Source organism: Paraburkholderia sp. GAS333, assembly GCF_050435665.1.
GTDB lineage: Bacteria > Pseudomonadota > Gammaproteobacteria > Burkholderiales > Burkholderiaceae > Paraburkholderia > Paraburkholderia fungorum_A.
The window spans coordinates 533,729-551,845 of the sequence record NZ_JBNDKS010000001.1; the positions used below are offsets into that span (position 1 = coordinate 533,729).

20 protein-coding genes are annotated in these 18,117 nt (G+C 61.4%); 12 read left to right on the forward strand and 8 right to left on the reverse strand.

Annotated elements, in window-relative coordinates; genetic code table 11:
• Window positions 1-29: 29 nt before the first annotated feature.
• Complete coding sequence (locus ABH945_RS02450) at window positions 30-1,820, forward strand: acyl-CoA dehydrogenase (protein ID WP_429249613.1); 1,791 nt, start codon at window positions 30-32, stop codon at window positions 1,818-1,820.
• Window positions 1,821-1,946: 126 nt separating this feature from the next.
• Here the strand turns inward: ABH945_RS02450 and ABH945_RS02455 are convergent, their stop codons facing one another.
• Complete coding sequence (locus tag ABH945_RS02455) at window positions 1,947-3,233, reverse strand: D-amino acid dehydrogenase (RefSeq protein ID WP_429249614.1); 1,287 nt, start codon at window positions 3,231-3,233, stop codon at window positions 1,947-1,949.
• A 176-nt stretch (window positions 3,234-3,409) separates the two neighbouring features.
• Here ABH945_RS02455 and ABH945_RS02460 point away from each other — a divergent pair, with 176 nt between their 5' ends.
• Together ABH945_RS02460 and ABH945_RS02465 are read left to right on the forward strand one after the other, a co-directional pair.
• Window positions 3,410-3,898, forward strand: a complete 489-nt coding sequence (locus ABH945_RS02460; RefSeq protein WP_074765054.1) for an Lrp/AsnC ligand binding domain-containing protein — start codon at window positions 3,410-3,412, stop codon at window positions 3,896-3,898.
• Window positions 3,899-3,992: 94 nt separating this feature from the next.
• The gene (locus ABH945_RS02465) at window positions 3,993-5,141 is read left to right on the forward strand and encodes a PA0069 family radical SAM protein (RefSeq protein ID WP_429249615.1); all 1,149 of its coding nucleotides are present in this window, start codon (window positions 3,993-3,995) and stop codon (window positions 5,139-5,141) included.
• 21 nt (window positions 5,142-5,162) lie between these two features.
• On the opposite strand, the gene ABH945_RS02470 is transcribed toward ABH945_RS02465, so the two are convergent.
• Together ABH945_RS02470 and ABH945_RS02475 are read right to left on the reverse strand one after the other, a co-directional pair.
• The gene (locus ABH945_RS02470; RefSeq protein WP_429249616.1) at window positions 5,163-5,630 is read right to left on the reverse strand and encodes an NINE protein; all 468 of its coding nucleotides are present in this window, start codon (window positions 5,628-5,630) and stop codon (window positions 5,163-5,165) included.
• 223 nt (window positions 5,631-5,853) lie between these two features.
• Window positions 5,854-7,011, reverse strand: coding sequence for a PQQ-dependent sugar dehydrogenase (locus tag ABH945_RS02475; protein ID WP_429250351.1), 1,158 nt, complete (start codon window positions 7,009-7,011; stop codon window positions 5,854-5,856).
• Between ABH945_RS02475 and ABH945_RS02480 the strand changes: the two genes are divergently transcribed.
• The 7 genes from ABH945_RS02480 (at window position 6,910) to ABH945_RS02510 (ending at window position 11,516) form a co-directional block, all read left to right on the forward strand.
• Window positions 6,910-7,164, forward strand: a complete 255-nt coding sequence (locus ABH945_RS02480) for a hypothetical protein (protein WP_429250389.1) — start codon at window positions 6,910-6,912, stop codon at window positions 7,162-7,164. The two genes, ABH945_RS02475 and ABH945_RS02480, sit on opposite strands and share 102 nt — an antisense overlap.
• Before the next feature lie 46 nt (window positions 7,165-7,210).
• A complete protein-coding gene (rpsP, locus tag ABH945_RS02485) occupies window positions 7,211-7,465 on the forward strand; it encodes a 30S ribosomal protein S16 (protein WP_025600315.1) in 255 nt (84 codons plus the stop codon).
• Window positions 7,466-7,585: 120 nt separating this feature from the next.
• Complete coding sequence (gene rimM, locus ABH945_RS02490; RefSeq protein ID WP_429249617.1) at window positions 7,586-8,320, forward strand: ribosome maturation factor RimM; 735 nt, start codon at window positions 7,586-7,588, stop codon at window positions 8,318-8,320.
• 24 nt (window positions 8,321-8,344) lie between these two features.
• On the forward strand, window positions 8,345-9,112 hold the full coding sequence (trmD, locus tag ABH945_RS02495; protein ID WP_429249618.1) for a tRNA (guanosine(37)-N1)-methyltransferase TrmD: 768 nt from the start codon (window positions 8,345-8,347) through the stop codon (window positions 9,110-9,112).
• Window positions 9,113-9,268: 156 nt separating this feature from the next.
• Complete coding sequence (rplS, locus tag ABH945_RS02500; protein WP_074765043.1) at window positions 9,269-9,655, forward strand: 50S ribosomal protein L19; 387 nt, start codon at window positions 9,269-9,271, stop codon at window positions 9,653-9,655.
• 91 nt (window positions 9,656-9,746) lie between these two features.
• On the forward strand, window positions 9,747-10,463 hold the full coding sequence (locus tag ABH945_RS02505) for a CoA pyrophosphatase (RefSeq protein WP_429249619.1): 717 nt from the start codon (window positions 9,747-9,749) through the stop codon (window positions 10,461-10,463).
• Window positions 10,464-10,577: 114 nt separating this feature from the next.
• A complete protein-coding gene (locus tag ABH945_RS02510; RefSeq protein ID WP_074765039.1) occupies window positions 10,578-11,516 on the forward strand; it encodes a CobD/CbiB family protein in 939 nt (312 codons plus the stop codon).
• A gap of 81 nt (window positions 11,517-11,597) precedes the next feature.
• On the opposite strand, the gene ABH945_RS02515 is transcribed toward ABH945_RS02510, so the two are convergent.
• The 3 genes from ABH945_RS02515 to ABH945_RS02525 are packed head-to-tail and all read right to left on the reverse strand — an operon-like array spanning window position 11,598 to window position 14,129.
• Complete coding sequence (locus ABH945_RS02515; RefSeq protein ID WP_074765037.1) at window positions 11,598-11,918, reverse strand: putative signal transducing protein; 321 nt, start codon at window positions 11,916-11,918, stop codon at window positions 11,598-11,600.
• 1 nt (window position 11,919) lies between these two features.
• Window positions 11,920-12,873: a ribosome small subunit-dependent GTPase A gene (gene rsgA / locus ABH945_RS02520; protein WP_429249620.1), complete on the reverse strand. Its 954-nt coding sequence runs from the start codon at window positions 12,871-12,873 to the stop codon at window positions 11,920-11,922.
• Window positions 12,870-14,129: a M48 family metallopeptidase gene (locus tag ABH945_RS02525; RefSeq protein WP_074765033.1), complete on the reverse strand. Its 1,260-nt coding sequence runs from the start codon at window positions 14,127-14,129 to the stop codon at window positions 12,870-12,872. The genes rsgA and ABH945_RS02525 overlap by 4 nt, the downstream gene beginning before the upstream one ends.
• 170 nt (window positions 14,130-14,299) lie before the next feature.
• Between ABH945_RS02525 and orn the strand changes: the two genes are divergently transcribed.
• Window positions 14,300-14,908 (forward strand): oligoribonuclease, encoded by a 609-nt coding sequence (gene orn, locus ABH945_RS02530; RefSeq protein WP_074765031.1) that lies wholly within the window; start codon window positions 14,300-14,302, stop codon window positions 14,906-14,908.
• 124 nt (window positions 14,909-15,032) lie between these two features.
• Here orn and mog read toward each other — a convergent pair whose 3' ends face one another.
• Both mog and yjgA read right to left on the reverse strand, forming a co-directional pair.
• On the reverse strand, window positions 15,033-15,683 hold the full coding sequence (gene mog, locus ABH945_RS02535) for a molybdopterin adenylyltransferase (protein WP_429249621.1): 651 nt from the start codon (window positions 15,681-15,683) through the stop codon (window positions 15,033-15,035).
• The gene (gene yjgA / locus ABH945_RS02540; RefSeq protein WP_429249622.1) at window positions 15,664-16,275 is read right to left on the reverse strand and encodes a ribosome biogenesis factor YjgA; all 612 of its coding nucleotides are present in this window, start codon (window positions 16,273-16,275) and stop codon (window positions 15,664-15,666) included. Before yjgA ends, mog begins: the two co-directional genes overlap by 20 nt.
• 359 nt (window positions 16,276-16,634) lie before the next feature.
• On the opposite strand from yjgA, the gene pmbA reads away from it, so the two are divergent.
• Window positions 16,635-18,005, forward strand: a complete 1,371-nt coding sequence (gene pmbA, locus ABH945_RS02545; protein ID WP_074765025.1) for a metalloprotease PmbA — start codon at window positions 16,635-16,637, stop codon at window positions 18,003-18,005.
• Window positions 18,006-18,117 lie beyond the last annotated feature (112 nt).

The window sequence follows — 18,117 nt, forward strand, 5'->3', positions numbered from 1 at the left end:
TTTTATATCAAGGCAGGAGGAGAACTGAAATGAGCTATACGGCGCCCATCAAGGACATGCTGTTCGTGATGAAAGAACTGGCCGGTCTCGAAGATATCGCGACGCTGCCAGGTTTCGAAGACGCGAACCTGGACACGGCGCAGGCCGTGCTCGAAGAATCGGCAAAGCTGTGCGGTGAAGTGCTGGCGCCGTTGAACGTCGAAGGCGATCGCAATCCGAGTAGCTGGAAGGACGGCGTGGTCACGGCAACGCCCGGCTTCAAGGAAGCGTTCCGGCAATTTTCCGAAGGCGGCTGGCAAGGCGTGCAGCATCCGCTCGACTACGAAGGCCAGGGTCTGCCGAAATTGATCGGCACGCCTTGCGTCGAAATGCTCAACGCGTCGAATCTGTCGTTCGCGCTGTGTCCGCTGCTGACCGACGGCGCGATCGAGGCGTTGCTCACCGCCGGCACCGAAGCGCAAAAGCAGACCTACGTGCCCAAGCTGATTTCTGGCGAATGGACCGGTACGATGAACCTCACCGAGCCGCAAGCAGGCTCCGATCTCGCGCTGGTACGCACACGTGCCGAGCCGCAGGGCGACGGTTCGTTCAAGCTGTTCGGCACGAAGATTTTCATCACGTGGGGCGAGCACGATATGGCGAAGAACATCGCCCATCTCGTGCTGGCGCGCACGCCCAATGCGCCCGAAGGCGTCAAGGGTATTTCGCTGTTCATCGTGCCGAAGTTTCTGATCAACGAAGACGGGTCGCTCGGCGAGCGTAACGACGTGCATTGCGTGTCGATCGAACACAAGCTCGGCATCAAGGCGAGCCCGACGGCGGTGCTGCAATTCGGCGATCACGGCGGCGCGATCGGGCATCTGATCGGCGAAGAAAATCGCGGTCTCGAATACATGTTCATCATGATGAACGCCGCGCGTTTCGCGGTGGGCATGCAGGGCGTCGGCGTGTCGGACCGCGCTTACCAGCACGCGGTGGCGTACGCGAAAGACCGCGTGCAGAGCCGTCCGGTGGACGGATCGGCGAAACAGTCGGTGGCGATCATCCAGCATCCGGACGTGCGTCGCATGCTCGCGACGATGCGCTCGCTGACCGAGGCGTCGCGCGCGCTGGCGTATGTGGCCGCAGCGCATTGCGACATTGCACATCGACACGCGGACGAAGCGACCCGCGCGGAGCATCAGGCGATCTACGAATATCTCGTGCCGATCGTGAAGGGCTGGAGCACGGAGTTGTCGATCGACGTCACGAGCCTTGGCGTGCAGGTGCATGGCGGCATGGGCTTCATCGAAGAAACGGGCGCCGCGCAGTATTACCGCGACGCCCGCATTCTGCCGATCTACGAAGGCACGACGGCGATTCAGGCGAACGACCTGATCGGCCGGAAGACTTTGCGCGACGGCGGCAAGGTGGCGAAGGCGCTGCTCGCTGGTGTTGCTGCAACCGTCGAAGCGTTAGGTGCGCAACAGGGCGCCGCGTTTGAGTCGATGAAGAAATATCTGGCGCAAGGCCACGATTCGCTGAGCGCCGTGGTCGATTTCGTCGTGGCCAACACGAAGACAGATCCGAACGCGGTGTTTGCGGGCAGTGTGCCGTATCTGAAACTGGCGGGCGTCGTGCTGGGCGGCTGGCAGATGGCGCGTGCGTTGCTCGTGGCGGCTCAGAAGCGCGATGAAGATCCTTCGTTTTATGGCGCGAAGATCGCGACCGCGCAGTTCTACGCGGAGCATGTGTTGCCGCAGGCGTCGGCGCTGGAGGCGTCGATTGTCAGCGCGAAGGGCGGCGAGAGCGTGCTGGCTTTGTCGGACGATCAATTCTGATTTTTCGGCGATTGTGGCCGGAGATTTCGGCCTTGGCTTAAGCTGAACTTGGCTTGGAAACGAAAACGGCGCCTCGAATATTCGAGGCGCCGTTTTTTATTACGACGATTCCGGTGTCAGTTGCTTTCAGGCATAAGCCGGGCGGTGCGCACCGCCGGTCTCGCCAAGGTAGCGATGCACCGACAGATCATCCGCCTTGATCGCTGGCTGCTTGCCTGACATCACGTCGGCCAGCAACTGGCCCGAACCGCACGACATGGTCCAGCCGAGCGTGCCGTGACCGGTGTTCAGGAACAGGTTCGACACTGGCGTGCGGCCCACGATCGGCGTGCCGTCCGGCGTCATCGGGCGCAAACCGGTCCAGAACGTGGCCTTCGACGTATCGCCGCCGCCGGGGAACAGATCGTTCACGCACAGTTCCAGCGTGTCGCGGCGCGCCTGGCGCAACGACTTGTCGAAGCCAACGATCTCCGCCATGCCGCCCACACGAATGCGGTCGTCAAAACGCGTGATCGCGATCTTGTACGTCTCGTCGAGCACCGTCGACACAGGCGCCGCTGCTTCGTTGACGATCGGCGCAGTGATCGAATAACCCTTCAGCGGATAAACCGGAATCTTCACGAGGCCAGACAGAAACTTCGTCGAATACGAACCGAGCGCGACCACGAACGAATCCGCGCGAACTAGCTCCGCGCCGCATTGCACGCCGGCGATACGGTCGCCCGCCATCGCGAGCGAGTCGATCGGCGTGTTGTAGCGGAATTTGACGCCCAATTCTTCGGCCAATGCTGCGAGGCGTGTGGTGAACATCTGGCAGTCGCCAGTTTCGTCGCCCGGCAGACGCAGGCCGCCGGTCAGCTTGTGCGACACGGCCGCAAGCGCCGGTTCAGCCTGAGCAAGCTCAGACGGCGACAACAACTCGTAGGGCACATTGGCTTCCTTCAACACGGCGATGTCTTTTGCCGCGCCGTCGAACTGCTGTTGGGTACGAAACACCTGAAGCGTGCCGCCCGTGCGCCCTTCGTATTGAATGCCCGTCTCCGCACGCAATGCCTGCAGGCAGTCGCGGCTGTATTCCGCGAGGCGCACCATCCGGCCCTTGTTCACCGCATAGCGCGACGACGTGCAGTTCTGCAGCATCTGCCACATCCACTGCAACTGGAATTGCGTGCCGTCGAGTCGGATCGCGAGCGGCGCGTGTTTCTGGAACATCCACTTGACGGCCTTCAGCGGCACGCCGGGCGCAGCCCACGGCGATGCGTAGCCCGGCGAAATCTGACCGGCGTTCGCGAAACTGGTTTCGAGCGCCGGACCTGCTTCCCGGTCGATCACGGTCACTTCATGGCCGGCACGGGCCAGGTAATACGCGCTCGTGACTCCGACAACGCCACTGCCCAAGACGACGACTCGCATAGCTGCTCCAGGTATTCAAGAAAGTTTGAAGGGCAATACGCTCGTCGATTCGTTGGAATTTTCCGACTCACGTCGATTCACGAGGTATAACGCGGATCGCCCAGTGTTAATCGCTATACTATTAACAGTCAGGCAGGTTTTGTTATTGTATTTTCAGAATTTTCAGCAAAAACACTATGCGAACACAGCGCCAACCGATCCGCGCACTCGACAAGCTCGATCACAAGATCCTGCGGCTTTTGCAGCAGGATGGCCGGATGGCCATGAAAGACCTGGCGGAACAGGTCGGGCTGTCGGTCACGCCATGCATTGAGCGGGTCAAGCGCATGGAGCGCGACGGCGTGATCACCGGCTACCACGCGCGCGTGAACCCGGCTGAGTTGGGCGCTGCGCTGCTGGTGTTCGTCGAGATCACGCTGGACCACAAGAGCGGCAACATGTTCGACCAGTTCCGGCGCGAGGTTCAGAAGATCCCCGAGGTGCTGGAATGCCATCTCGTGTCGGGCGATTTCGACTATCTGATCAAGGCACGCATCGGCGAAATGGCTGACTACCGGAAGCTGCTCGGCGACATCCTGCTGCAGTTGCCCGGCGCGGTGCAGTCGAAAAGTTATGTGGTGATGGAGGAAATCAAGGAAACGTTGACCATCTCGGTACCCGATTGAATGGCGGTTTGCGATGTGAAGTCAGGCTCGACAAACAACGTAAACACTGTATATTTATACAGGTGTTCTGCGCTGTTTTTTTGCAACTTCAATCGTGACCGACTCCGACCTCTACTCCATCCAGGAATTTCCGATCGCTCCGCCCACGCCTAAAAAGGGGCGAGGGGCAGTGACGAATGTGCAAGGCCGCTATGAAGTCGATCAGCGCGAGGTTGTGGACGACGGCTGGCTGCACGTTGCAGAAGTAGAAGGCGACGAGCCCAAAGTCTTGCGTACCCAGATTTTCGAAGAGCGGGCCAAGACTATTCTCACGCGCAATTCGTCGCCGGATATCCCGTTTGGCGTGTCGTTGAATCCGTATCGTGGTTGCGAGCACGGTTGCATTTATTGCTTCGCGCGACCTACGCACAGCTATCTGGGGCTATCGCCGGGGCTCGATTTCGAAAGCCGGATCTACGCAAAGATCAACGCGCCTGAATTGCTCGAGCGGGAGCTATCGAAGAAGTCGTATGTGCCGGAGCCGATTGCGTTGGGCGTTAACACAGATGCCTGGCAACCTGCTGAGCGTGATCTCAGGTTAACGCGCAGGGTCGTCGAAGTGTTAGCCGAGCGTAACCAGCCGTTTGCTGCCATCACGAAGTCATCGCTGATCGAGCGCGATATCGACATCCTCGCCCCGATGGCCGCGCGCGGGCAATTCATGGCCGCGATTACGATTACCACGCTGGACGCGGAGATTGCGCGCACGCTCGAACCGCGCGCGGCGACGCCGTCGCGCCGGTTGCGGACCATCCGCACGTTGAGCGAGGCAGGCATTCCAGTCGGTGTCAGCATTGCGCCGGTGATTCCGTTTGTCACCGAGCCAGACATGGAGCGCGTGCTCGAAGCTTGCGCGGAAGCGGGCGCGAGCAATGCGAGCTATATCGTGTTGCGATTGCCGTGGGAAGTCGCACCGTTGTTCAAGGATTGGCTTGCTGCGCACTTCCCCGATCGGGCCGACCGTGTGATGAGTCGTGTGCGCGATATGCGGGGCGGCAAAGACTACGATTCGAATTTCGCCACGCGCATGAAAGGAGAAGGTTTGTGGGCCGATCTGCTCAGGCAGCGGTTTCACAAGGCGGTACGCCGCCTGGGGTTGAATCGGCGCGATCGGGGCATTCTCGATATGTCCCATTTTCGCCGGATCGAGCCGCAAAAGGCCGAGGAGCCGGCGCGAGTCAATTCACAAATGAATTTGTTCTAGCGCGACTCGGGTGCCGGCTGGTTACTGGGAAAGTTCTTTAGCCGCCTCGACCTGATTTTCGAAATAGGTCTGGAACGTAATAGCGAGGGCGGTCATCAGCAGAAATGCACCGATCAGTAGCGAAAAGATCACGATGAAGATGACCGTCCAGCCGGATTGGCTTTTTTGTTGAGTGTGCGCATTGAACTGCGCGTCCCATTTTTCATCGGGGCGCAGCCCGTAGACGATTGCAGCGAGAAACGCCGAGAGTACGGACACGGTGCCGAAGAAGGCCAACACCCAGCCCGGCATCGAGGCCCGTTCGCTAGCGACCAGCAGCAATACGCCGGGAATGCCCATTAGCGTGCCGACCACATGCGCCCAGCCGTAGAAGTCGCGTTTGCCATACAGATAGAACCGATGAGCGCCGAGACTGCCCAGGAAGAACGCCAGTGCGGCGGTAATTGTCTTGGATCTGAAGCGCGTGGAAGCTGAGACCAGGGTGGACATGGAGTAGGGCGTGGGCAGAGTGGCAGGTGGTCGAAAGGAGTGGCACACCCGGTTCGGCGTGGACCGACGCGCATTCTACGCCCGCCTGGTGGGAGCGGTCACAAGGCGGGCGCGATAGGTAGTAGTGGAGGTGGTGAATGTCGCGTGCGAGGTTGTTGCGAACGGAGGGGCGTTTTGGCGAGGCCCGCTGGAGTGGGCCTCCTTGTCGTAGAGATCGTCAAGACTAGGGTGCTGCGTACGTCACGCGGTAAATCGCGCCGGCGTAATCGTCGCTGATTAGCAATGAACCGTCGGGGAGCGGCAGGACGTCGGCGGGGCGGCCCCAGACGTTTTCGCCTGGCTGGAGCCATCCTTCGGCAAAGACTTCCTGATGCGCATTGCCGCCATCCGGGTCGGTGATGACGCGCACGACGCGATAGCCGACCTTTTTGCTGCGATTCCACGATCCGTGCTCGGCGATGAAGATGTTGTTCTTATAGGCAGCCGGAAACATCGCGCCGGTATAAAAGCGCATGCCCAGCGCGGCAACGTGTGCGCCGAGTTTGACCACCGGGGGAGTAAATGCGCTGCACGGATGATCTTTGCCGAACTCGGGGTCGGGCGTGTCGCCGCCATGGCAATACGGGAAGCCGAAGTCCATCCCGGCGCGCGAAGCGCGGTTGAGTTTGTCGTTGGGAACATCGTCGCCCATTTCGTCACGGCCGTTATCGGTGAACCATATTTCGTGCGTCACTGGATGCCACGCAAATCCGACCGAATTGCGTATACCGCGCGCTACGACTTCGTAATGACTGCCGTCCGGGTCCATGCGGCCGATCATCCCGAATTTGTTGCGGTCTTTCAGGCAGACATTGCAGGGCGCGCCTTGCGGTACATACAGCTTGCCGTCCGGACCGAAGCCGATGAATTTCCAGCCGTGATGCGTTTCCGTGGGCAGCGTGTCGATGACCACCGCGGGTTTGGGGGGATCATTCAGGTGCGTATCAATTGCATCGAAGCGCAGTATTTTCGATACCGCCGAGACGTAGAGCGCGCCATCCCGCCACGCCACGCCGGCCGGACTTTCCAGGCCTGATGCGATCACGTGGCGCCCCGTCACGCGGCCGTTTTGCAATTCGAGCGCGTAGACGTGGCCGTCGAGGCTGCCTATATAGAGAATGCCTTTCGGCGAAAGCGCCATCGCGCGCGCGCTCGGCACGGCGTCCGACAGGACTTCGATGTGAAACCCCGTGGGCAACTTGATACGCTCGACCGGTAGCGCGGCGAACGCCGATAATGCATGTCCGGCGACCAGCGACGCGGCCGCGCAACGCAAAATCCGACCGTGCGAAGCGCGTTGGAAAGAAGCAAGTCGAACGAAAACGAGAAAAAAAGCGAGCAAAAACGCAGTCGATGGCAGCAGTTTCACGGGCGCTCCGTCAAGTATTTCGGGCGTTTCGGCGTGGTCCTGGACCTTCGTCCGGACGGCCGGCGCAACGCGGTTACTCAGTTTATCGCCGTAAGTGTTTGTTATGGCGTCGGTTTCCCGCTATAATCGCGTGTTTCAGTCGTTCCGAACCCCGGTTTTCAAGGATTCTAGTATGGTCATCATCCGCTTGGCTCGTGGCGGCTCCAAGAAGCGCCCGTTCTACAACATCGTCGCAACCGATTCGCGTAACCGTCGTGACGGCCGCTTTATCGAGCGCGTTGGTTTCTACAACCCGGTCGCTACGAAGGGCGAAGCCCTGCGTATCGCTCAGGATCGCCTGACGTACTGGCAAGGTGTTGGCGCACAACTGTCGCCGACCGTCGAGCGTCTCGTGAAAGAAGCGCAAAAGGCGCAGCCGGCTGCTTAATGGTAGCTAGCATGCGTATCGTCGTCGGTTCGGCCGGCGGCTCGCGCAGCTTGCGTGAGCAGTCCGATGCGCCAGTTGTTTTACTGACGCAGACGTCGAAGCTGGCAGCGAGGTGTTGTTATGTCTGAGCGTGATTCCGGCAGTCCAGATCGCGTGAAGGCAAAAGCGGCAGGTCCGCGCGCGAAGACGTCTGATCAGGCGCCATTCGGTGCATTCGTCCGCAAGCCGGTCGAGCGAGCCGAAGGCAAGGCGAAAGCCAATGCTGCAAACTCTGGTTCCGCTGTAGCAGAAATGCGCGCGGAAACAGTGGAAAGCTGGCCGGCCGACGCGGTCGAGGTTGGCGCTATCGTCGATGCTTACGGCCTTAAGGGCTGGGTCAAGGTAGCTGCTCATGCAGATGCCGGGCATGGCGGCGATGCCCTGCTGAGTGCGAAACGCTGGTGGCTTCTAAAAGGTCACGAGCGCAAATCGGCGCCGTCATTGCAGGCGAAAACGCATAGCGACAGTGTGGTTGCCCATCTGGGCGGCGTGACTGACCGCGATGTGGCACTGGCACTCCGCGGTACCCGCATTTATATCAGCCGCAGCGAATTTCCGGCTCTCGAAGCCGACGAATTCTACTGGGTCGACCTGCTCGGCCTGGATGTGGTGAACGTTGCCGGAGTCAATCTCGGCAAGGTTGCAGACATGATCGACAACGGTGCGCATTCGGTGATGCGTATCGAATATCCGGCTACTGACAAAAATGGCAAGCCGATTGCCGGTGAGCGCTTGATCCCGTTCGTCGGCGTCTTTGTCAAAACGGTGGACCAGGCGGCGAAGCAGATTACCGTCGAGTGGGAAGCCGATTACTAAATCATTCGCTGAACGGAGAGAGCGATGCAGTTCGATGTCGTAACGCTCTTTCCTGACATGTTTCGCGCGCTGACCGACTGGGGTATCACCAGCCGAGCCGCGAAACAGGAGCGCTATGGGTTGCGTACGTGGAACCCGCGCGATTTCACAACCGACAACTACCGCACAATCGACGATCGCCCGTACGGTGGCGGCCCCGGCATGGTCATGCTGGCCAAGCCGCTGGAAGACGCGATCGGTGCCGCGAAGGCGGCTCAGGCAGAGCAGGGCATCGGCGCATCGCGCGTCGTGATGATGTCACCGCAAGGTGCTACGTTGAATCACGACCGTGTCATGCGGTTCGCTGCCGAGCCCGGTCTGATCCTGTTGTGCGGGCGCTACGAAGCGATCGATCAACGTTTGCTCGACCGTTTTGTCGACGAAGAAGTCAGTCTTGGCGACTTCGTGCTGTCGGGCGGCGAATTGCCTGCCATGGCATTGATGGACGCAGTCGTACGTCAGTTGCCCGGCGTGCTGAACGACTCGCAATCGGCCGTGCAGGACAGCTTTGTCGACGTGCTGCTTGATTGTCCGCATTACACACGTCCCGAGGAATACGACGGCGTGCGTGTGCCCGATGTGCTGCTCGGCGGCCATCATAAGGAAATCGAGGCGTGGCGTCGGCGCGAAGCCTTGCGCAATACGTTGAACAAGCGGCCCGATCTGATCGTGAAGGCCAGAAAGAACAAAATGTTGAGCCGTGCCGATGAGGCATGGCTTACGAGTCTCGCAAAAGAAGAGTCGAAGGCGTAAAGCCGCCGGTCTTTCGAGCGGACACCAGGCGGCGCCGCGCATGCGTGCACGGTGCCAGATGTGAACCCATCCTCTATCGGGGCCGTCGCCAAGCACGTAAGGAAACTGAGTGCGAGGCAGGTACGAACGCCGACAAGATGGATCTAGGAGTCAGTCATGAATCTGATTGCAATACTCGAGCAGGAAGAAATCGGCCGCGCCCTCGGCGAGAAGACCATCCCCGAATTCGCTCCGGGCGACACGGTGATCGTCAGCGTGAACGTGGTTGAAGGTACGCGTAAGCGTGTTCAGGCTTACGAAGGCGTCGTTATCGCCAAGCGTAACCGTGGTCTGAATTCGTCGTTCATCGTCCGTAAGATTTCGTCGGGCGAAGGCGTCGAGCGTACGTTCCAGACGTACTCGCCGCTGCTGGCAAGCATCGTCGTGAAGCGTCGTGGCGATGTGCGTCGTGCCAAGCTGTACTACCTGCGCGACCGTTCGGGCAAGTCGGCTCGAATCAAGGAAAAGCTGGTCTCGAAAGACCGCGCTGCTTCCCAAGCGTAAATGCTGTAAGAAAAAGCACCCCCTGTGGGTGCTTTTTTGTTTGCCAGGTCAAAATAGCGGCATACCCCAATCCGCCTATTCGAGAGACCCGTTGACCCGTCCCGTCTTTGAGCCCGAATCACTGCCTGTCGTCGCGACGGGCTCCCATCTGTCGCCGGTGACCGGCGAGCGTCTCACGCCCGATGGCCTGCGCGCACGCTTCGAGCAAAACCTCGCGTGGACGCCGGAGCCGATCATCGAAGCGCCGTGGCGCGATACCCACGCCGATCCCCGCGTTGCTGCCGTGCTGGTGCCGCTGGTGGTCCGCGAAAGTGGGCTGACGGTATTGCTGACGCAGCGTGCCGATCATCTGAACGATCATGCCGGGCAGGTGAGCTTTCCTGGCGGCCGTCACGAACCCTTTGACGACGACGCCACCGCGACCGCCTTGCGTGAAGCGCAGGAAGAGGTCGGCCTGGCGCCTTCCCGGGTCGAAATTCTTGGCGCATTACCCGACTACCTGACCGGCACCGGCTTCTGCGTGACACCTGTGATCGGTCTTGTCCATCCGCCGTTTGCGCTGAAAATGGACGCCCTCGAAGTGGCCGAAGTCTTCGAGGTGCCGCTCGCTTTCCTGATGAATCCCGCGAATCACGAAGAGCGCGTGTTCCGTTACGAGGGCGGCGAGCGCCGCTTCTTCGCGATGCCTTATCCGCGCGATGAATCGACAGTGGTCGACGAAGGCGGCGGCGCGATCGGTGGTCACCATTTCATCTGGGGTGCGACGGCGGCCATGCTGCGCAATCTGTATCGCTATCTTGCTGCGTAAATCAAGTCGGTCTGTGCAGTTGTCGCGTGTTTGTCAGCGCCTGCGCTCAGTCGCATCCGACCCTGTGCTATCGTTATAAATCAATCGTAAAACTTAAAAAGCACGGCGCATCGCATGACTTTTTTCTCCGTATTGCTGGCTCTGATCATTGAACAGGTACGTGCACTGTCACCGAATAATCCGGTGTCCGCGCTGCTTCAATACCACGCGGAGTCGGCGGCGCACGGATTCGATGCCGGCAAGCCCAAGCACGGCTTGCTCGCGTGGCTCGTGGTGGTGGTGCCTTGGACGCTGGTCGTCGCGCTCGTCTACTACGTGCTCTATCACATTCACTTTGCGCTGGCGTTTCTTTGGAACGTCGCGGTGTTGTATTTCACGCTCGGCTTCCGGCAGTTCAGCCACTATTTCACGGACATCCACCTCGCATTGAATAACGACGACGTGCCGCGTGCTCGCGAAATTCTCAACGAGTGGACCGGGCTCGATACCGTCGACATGCCCGTCAGCGAAATCGTGCGTCATACGCTTATTCACGCGGTCGTGGCGTCGCATCGGCATGTGTTCGGCGTGTTCTTCTGGTTTCTGATTCCGGTTGGGCCGGCGGGCGCGGTGCTCTACCGGATCGCCGAATATCTCGCGCGCGCGTGGGCACAGCCGGGCGACGAGCGTACCGCCGCGTTTTCGAGTTTCGCGCAGCGTGCGTTCTTCGTGATCGACTGGGTGCCGTCGCGGCTGACGTCGTTGGGTTTTGCGATTGTCGGCAATTTCGAGGACGCGATTTATGCGTGGCGCAATCACGCGCGTCAGTGGCCGGACGCTAACGACGGCGTGTTGCTGGCAGCGGGCAGTGGCGCGTTGGGCGCACGTTTGAGCGGGCCGCTGGCCGAGCCGTCAAGCCTTGACGCGCTGGCTACCGGCGACGGCGGTCCGATGCAGGTTGGCGACGATTGCACGCCGCGTACGCTGCAATCAGCGGTGGGGCTGGTGTGGCGCGCAGTAGTGCTGTGGATGATTCTGCTGCTGATGCTGACCATCGCGGTCTGGCTTGCCTGAGATCGGCTGGCCAGCGTAGCGCAATAAAAAACCGGGCATTGCCCGGTTTTTTATTGCTTCATCAGCATTCGAATCACACTCTCAATCGTCCCGAGGATCACGCTCCGTCCCACACTGCCAGCACACGGTGAACTGCGCTTCCAGCGCTTCGCCGCACTGACGGCACCGCCAGCCCGGAGACCCCGCCGCCGGACCGTGCCGCGCTGCTTCGATCAACCTTCGCGCGATCGCCTCGTCGCGCTCATCGACGAGCCACAATTCGGGCGCGCATTGATCCGCCGGGATATCGCCGAGAGCGCCGTTCAGATACCGGTTGTGCAACTCGGACGCGATGCCCGCCGTCGCCAGCACGTTGACCCAGTGCTGTCCGGTAATCAGATTCGGCGCGCGCATCAGTTTCATGTCAGCGGACGATCTGGCTGGCTTCGTGAACCAGTTGCGTATAGAGCGTATGCCGTTCGCGGCGGATGCGGCCATCGGCGACGGCTTCGAGAATCGCGCAGCCGGGCTCCTGCAAATGGTGGCAGTTGTAGAAGCGGCAATTCGGCAGCAGCGGCCGGAACTCGGGGAACGCGCGTTCGAGCCGTCCTTCGGTCAGGTGATGCAGGCCGAACTCCTGAAAACCCGGCGAGTCGATCAACGCGCCGCCTTCGCCATCCGCGCTGTCGGGCAGCGGGTAGAGGCGGGTGAACGTCGTGGTGTGACGCCCGCTGTTCAACGCGGTCGAAATTTCGCGCGTGGCGACTTCGGCGTTGGGAATCAGCAGATTGACGAGCGTCGATTTGCCCATGCCGGACTGGCCGAGCAGCAGCGTCGAATGACCATGCAGATGTTCGATCAACGCAGCACGCGCCGCGTCGGGCTGCGTCTTGATCGACACCTCGACGACCGTATAACCCAGCGCGCGATACGACTCGAGCCGCTTGCGCGCACCCTCGAGCGCGATCGTCACGTCGATCTTGTTCAGCACGATCAGCGGCTTCAGTTCGTTCGCTTCCGCTGCAACCAGCGCGCGGCCGAGCAGGTCCTCGCTGAAGTGCGGTTCGGTGGCGAGCACGATCAGCAACTGATCGAGATTGGCCGCGAACAGCTTCGACTTGTACTGATCCGAGCGATACAGCAGATTGCGCCGCTCGCCGATTTCGACGATCACGCCTTGATCCGCTGACGCCGACTCGTAAATCACACGATCGCCGACCGCTATTTCGCTGCGCTTGCCGCGCGGGAAGCATTGCAGCATCGGACCGCCGTCTTCGGGCGCGACCAGGTAGTGGCGGCCATGCGCGGCTACGACGAGCCCGCCTACGCGCGTGCCGGACTGGGCGCGCGCCGCCTTCTTCGGGGAGCGGCCGCTCATGCGTGACGCATCAGTCGGTCGATCCGCTGCGATGCCGGCGGATGCGAGTAATAAAACGCGGTGTAAAGCGGATCGGGCGTCAGCGTCGACGCATTGTCCTCGTACAGTTTGACGAGCGCGTTGACGAGATCTTGCGCGTCGGTTTGCGTGGCGGCGAAGGCGTCGGCTTCGAACTCGTGCTTGCGCGAGCTGAGGCTGCCGAGCGGCGTCACGAAGAACACGAACACCGGCAGCGCGAGGAAGAACAGCACCAGCGCAAGCCCGCTATTGCCGCCGATCAGCGACGGCCGCACGCCCAGGCCCTCGTAGAACCACACGCATTGCGTGAGCCAGCCGAGCAGCGCGAGCATCACGAGGCTGATCGCGAACGTGACCAGCATGCGTTTGATCACGTGACGGCGCTTGAAGTGACCGAGTTCGTGCGCGAGCACGGCTTCGATCTCGTTGCCCGACAGACGCGCGAGCAGCGTGTCGAAGAACACGATCCGCTTGGCCGCGCCGAAGCCGGTGAAGTACGCGTTGCCGTGCGCGGAACGGCGGCTGCCGTCCATCACGAACAGGCCCTTGGCCGCGAAGCCGCAGCGCTGCATCAGCGCTTCGATGCGGCTTTTCAGCGCTTCGTCCTTCAGCGGCTCGAACTTGTTGAAAAGCGGTGCGATAAACGACGGATACAGCACCAGCACGAGCATCTGGAACGCGACCCACACGACCCACGTCCACAGCCACCAAAGGCTGCCGGCCTGATTCATCAGCCACAGCACGACGAACAGCAGAGGCAGGCCGAAGGCGGCGCCGAGCAGTACGCCCTTCAGACGGTCGACGAAGAAAATGCCCTTGCTCATCCGGTTGAAGCCGAAGCGCTGTTCGACGACGAACTGCCGGTAATACTCGAACGGCAGGTCGATCACGCTGGTGATCGCGATCACGGCCGCGACCAGTGCGATCTGGCCGGCGTAGCCGCGGCCGATCCAGTCGGAGATGGCGAGGTCGAGTGCCTGCACGCCGCCCAGCAGCGTGAGACCGATCAGCACGGCTGCGCTGACGACGATCTCGATCATCGTCAGACGGGTGCGCTCGATGGTGTAGTCGGCGGCGCGCTGGTGGGCGGCGAGCGCAATGGTGCCGGCAAACTGGCTTGGCACCTGCTCGCGATGCGCGGCGACGAAGCGGATTTGCCGCGACGCGAGCCATAGTTTGGTGCCGACCATCGCGACGACGGCGATGACGAACAGAACGGTGAAGTACAGGGTGGGCATCCGGGGATTCCGTGGTATCTATGCGAGAATTATATGTTTCTTCCCGCCTCGCGGCGGGGGGCGTTCAAACCGGCGCTCCAGCCGGGCGCCAGAACCAAATCTCATACGAACAATTTCCGTGGCAGGCGGCTTTTACAGCGGCCGTTTGCCCGGTCATCAGGGTTGCCTTCATGACTGACATCCTCGCATCCACCGAACAGCCGCTCGTACGCAGCGACATGAATCTTGTCTGGCTGGACATGGAAATGACCGGGCTCGAGCCCGACTCCGACCGCATCATCGAAATCGCGGTAGTGGTGACGAATTCGACGCTCGACCGGCTGGTCGAAGGCCCGGTGCTTGCGATTCACCAGAGCGACGAAACGCTCGCCAAGATGGATCAGTGGAATCAGAACACGCATGGCCGCTCGGGGCTGATCGACCGTGTGAAGGCGTCCACGGTGAGCGAAGCCGATGCCGTCGAGCAGATTCGCGAGTTTCTCGGCCAGTACGTGCCGCCGGGCAAATCGCCGATGTGCGGCAACTCGATCTGCCAGGACCGTCGCTTCATGGCGCGCTGGATGCCGGAACTGGAGCAGTTTTTCCATTACCGCAATCTCGACGTCAGCACGCTCAAGGAATTGTGCCGTCGCTGGCAGCCTGCGATTTACAAGGGTTTCCAGAAGCGCGCGATGCACACGGCGCTCGCCGACATTCACGAGTCGATCGACGAACTGAAGTACTACCGTGAGCATTTCCTGATTCCGGCCGCGCCGGAAGCTTCGGGTAGCGCTGAATAAGCGCGTAGTTTGATGCAGCAGCGGTGCTTGTCGTTGGGCCGCCGCCGCTGCTGACGCCTTTTCGTGAGAGGTCGGGAACCAGCTTTCCCGGCCCACTCCGCAGCCGCGAACCGCCGGATTACGTTTAACCCTGCTGCGGCGCGCGCACCGCATTTTTCGGCCGGAACGCCTTCACCACGTCTGGACTGGTTTCCACATACGGACCGCCAATCAGGTCGATGCAGTAGGGCACCGCCGCGAAAATGCCCGGCACCTTCACCGCGCCGGTTTCGGCATCGCGCAAACCTTCCAGCGTTTCCTTGATCGACTTCGGCTGACCCGGCAAGTTGATGATCAGCGCCGCGTGATCCGCCGTTTCGCGAATCACCGCCACCTGGCGCGACAAAATAGCCGTGGGCACGAAGTTCAGGCTGATCTGCCGCATCTGCTCGCCGAATCCCGGCATGTCTTTGGTCGCAACCGCGAGCGTCGCTTCGGGCGTCACGTCGCGGCGTGACGGACCCGTGCCGCCAGTGGTCAGCACCAGATCGCAGCCCACTTCGTCGACCAGTTCGGTCAACGTCGCGGAAATGGTCGGCGCGTCGTCCTGAATCAGACGCGTGACGACCTGCCACGGCGACGTCAACGCCGTGCCGAGCCATTCCTGCAACGCCGGAATGCCTTTGTCCTCGTAAACGCCGGTGGACGCGCGGTCGCTGATCGACACGAGGCCGATCACGATTTCGTCGGGATGATTGCGTTGGATAGCCGCGGGTTTAATCGTCGCGGTCGTCATCGTCGTCGTCCAGCGGGTGGTCGGCGTCGGAATCGGACTGTGCCGACGGGCCGTCCGCGTTCTTGATCCACTGGAACAGTTCGCGGAAGTAGCGCGGCGGCTTGCTCTGCTGCGCTTCCTTGCGGGCGTTGCGGATCAGCGTGCGGCCTTGCTGCGGGTCGGCGTTCGGGTGCTGGCGGATGAAATCGGTCAGTGCGGCGTCGTCGGCGAGCAGTTTTTCGCGGGTGCGTTCGATCCAGTGCAGCTTGGCCGTTTCGGCCTTGTTGACGCCGTTGTAGGTGTCGAGCGCGGTGCGCAGCGCGGCGGTTTCGTCGTCGAACAGCGAGCGCATCACGCGCCCGACGTACTGCACCTGGCGGCGTTTGCCTTCGTGATCGGTGATGCGGCGTGCTTCGCGTACGGCGTCGTCGAGCTTTTCGGGCATCGGCATGCGCTTGAGCGCGTCTTTGGGCAGCGCGATCAGCGCCGCGCCCAGCTCCTGAAGCTCGTGCATTTCGCGCTTGAGCTGGGACTTGCTGGGACGGTCGTAGCCGTTTTCGTCGACTTCCGGTTCGGCGGACTCGATGGGTTGAATGCGGGTTTTGCGTGTCATACCGATATTGTAGCGTGCCGGGCACCGCCGAACTCGCAAAGCGGCGGCAATCGGGGCTTCGCGGGTTGCGCGAGCAGCCGCGCGGCCCTTTAGCCGATCGCAGGTAAATGCCAGGCAGGCGTGGGCAATGCACTCGCAATTCACGGGGCCAAAGTGCGGCTCATGTGCGGCGAGTGCCCAACCAGACACCCCGCTGAAACTCCAGACATTCCCCGCGCCAAATCCCCATGCAAATGCGAAGTGATTGCCAGGTACGGCGTCGCGTACCTTGCTATGATCGCGGGATGCTTGGTCACGCGTGCGCGTGGCATGTGCAAACACTCAAGGGCCGCTCGGCCCCGAACAGGATGGCAACGACAATGGCAGCAGACATGGACGTCAAGCAGCGCTTTTTTCCGCATACCCAGGATGAACTGAAGGAAATCGCCTCGGACATCCTTCGTCACGCGAAGTCACTCGGCGGCACCGACGCGGCAACCGAGATTTCCGAAGGCGACGGCCTGTCCGTCTCCGTGCGGCGCGGCGAAGTCGAGACGATCGAACACAACCGCGACAAGATGGTCGGCGTGACGGTGTTCATCGGCAACAAGCGCGGCAATGCGAGCACCTCCGACTTTTCGTCGCAGGCACTGAAAGACACGGTCGCGGCCGCCTACAACATCGCGCGCTTCACGGCGGAAGACGATTGCGCCGGTCTCGCCGAAGCCGAACTGCTCGAAACCGATCCGCGCGATCTCGATCTCTATCACCCGTGGAATCTGTCGGCGGATGAAGCGGTCGAAATCGCGCGTCGCTCGGAAGACGCCGCGTTCGCCACCGATCCGCAGATCAAGAACTCCGAAGGCGCAAGCGTCTCGGCGCAGCACTCGCAGTTCGTGCTGGCCACGTCGCGCGGCTTTATGGCCGGTTATCCGTACTCGCGTCACTACATTGCGTGCGCGCCGATTGCCGGCAGCGCCCGCAACATGCAGCGCGACGACTGGTACACGTCCACCCGTAACGCCGCCGATCTCGCCGATCCCGAAGCGGTCGGCCGTTACGCGGCGCAACGCGCGCTCTCGCGCATCGGCGCACGCGGTCTCGATACGCGCAAGGTGCCGGTGCTGTTCGAAGCGCCGCTGGCTGCGGGCATCCTCGGCGCATTCGTGCAGGCCACGAGCGGCGGCGCGCTGTATCGCAAGACGTCGTTCCTCGTCGACAGCCTCGGCAAGCCGGTGTTCGCGCCGCACATCCAGGTGGTCGAAGACCCGCACGTCGCGCGTGCCATGGGCAGCGCGCCGTTCGACGAAGAGGGCGTGCGCACGAAACAGCGTTCGGTCGTGAAAGACGGCGTGGTGGAAGGCTATTTCCTGTCCACGTATTCCGCGCGCAAGCTCGGCATGCAGACCACCGGCAACGCGGGCGGCTCGCACAATCTGTCGTTCAAAAGCTCGAACACGCGTCCCGAAGACGATTTCGAAGAGATGCTGCGCAAGCTCGGCACGGGCCTGTTGTTGACCGAACTGATGGGGCAGGGCGTGAACTACGTGACGGGCGATTATTCGCGCGGCGCGTCGGGTTTCTGGGTGGAGAACGGCAAGATCCAGTATCCGGTCGAGGAGATCACGGTGGCGAGCACGTTGCAGGAAATGTTCCGCCATATCGTCGCGGTCGGCGCGGATACGATCACGCGCGGCACCAAGCAGACGGGTTCGGTGCTGATCGAACGGATGACGATTGCCGGACAGTAAGCGGTTTTCACCGCGAGCCGATTGAACGCCCGGCAGCAAATAAAAAAACGCCACGCAATATTTTGCGTGGCGTTTTTTTTCGTGTTCCCGGACCTGGCGAGGCTTCCGGCTT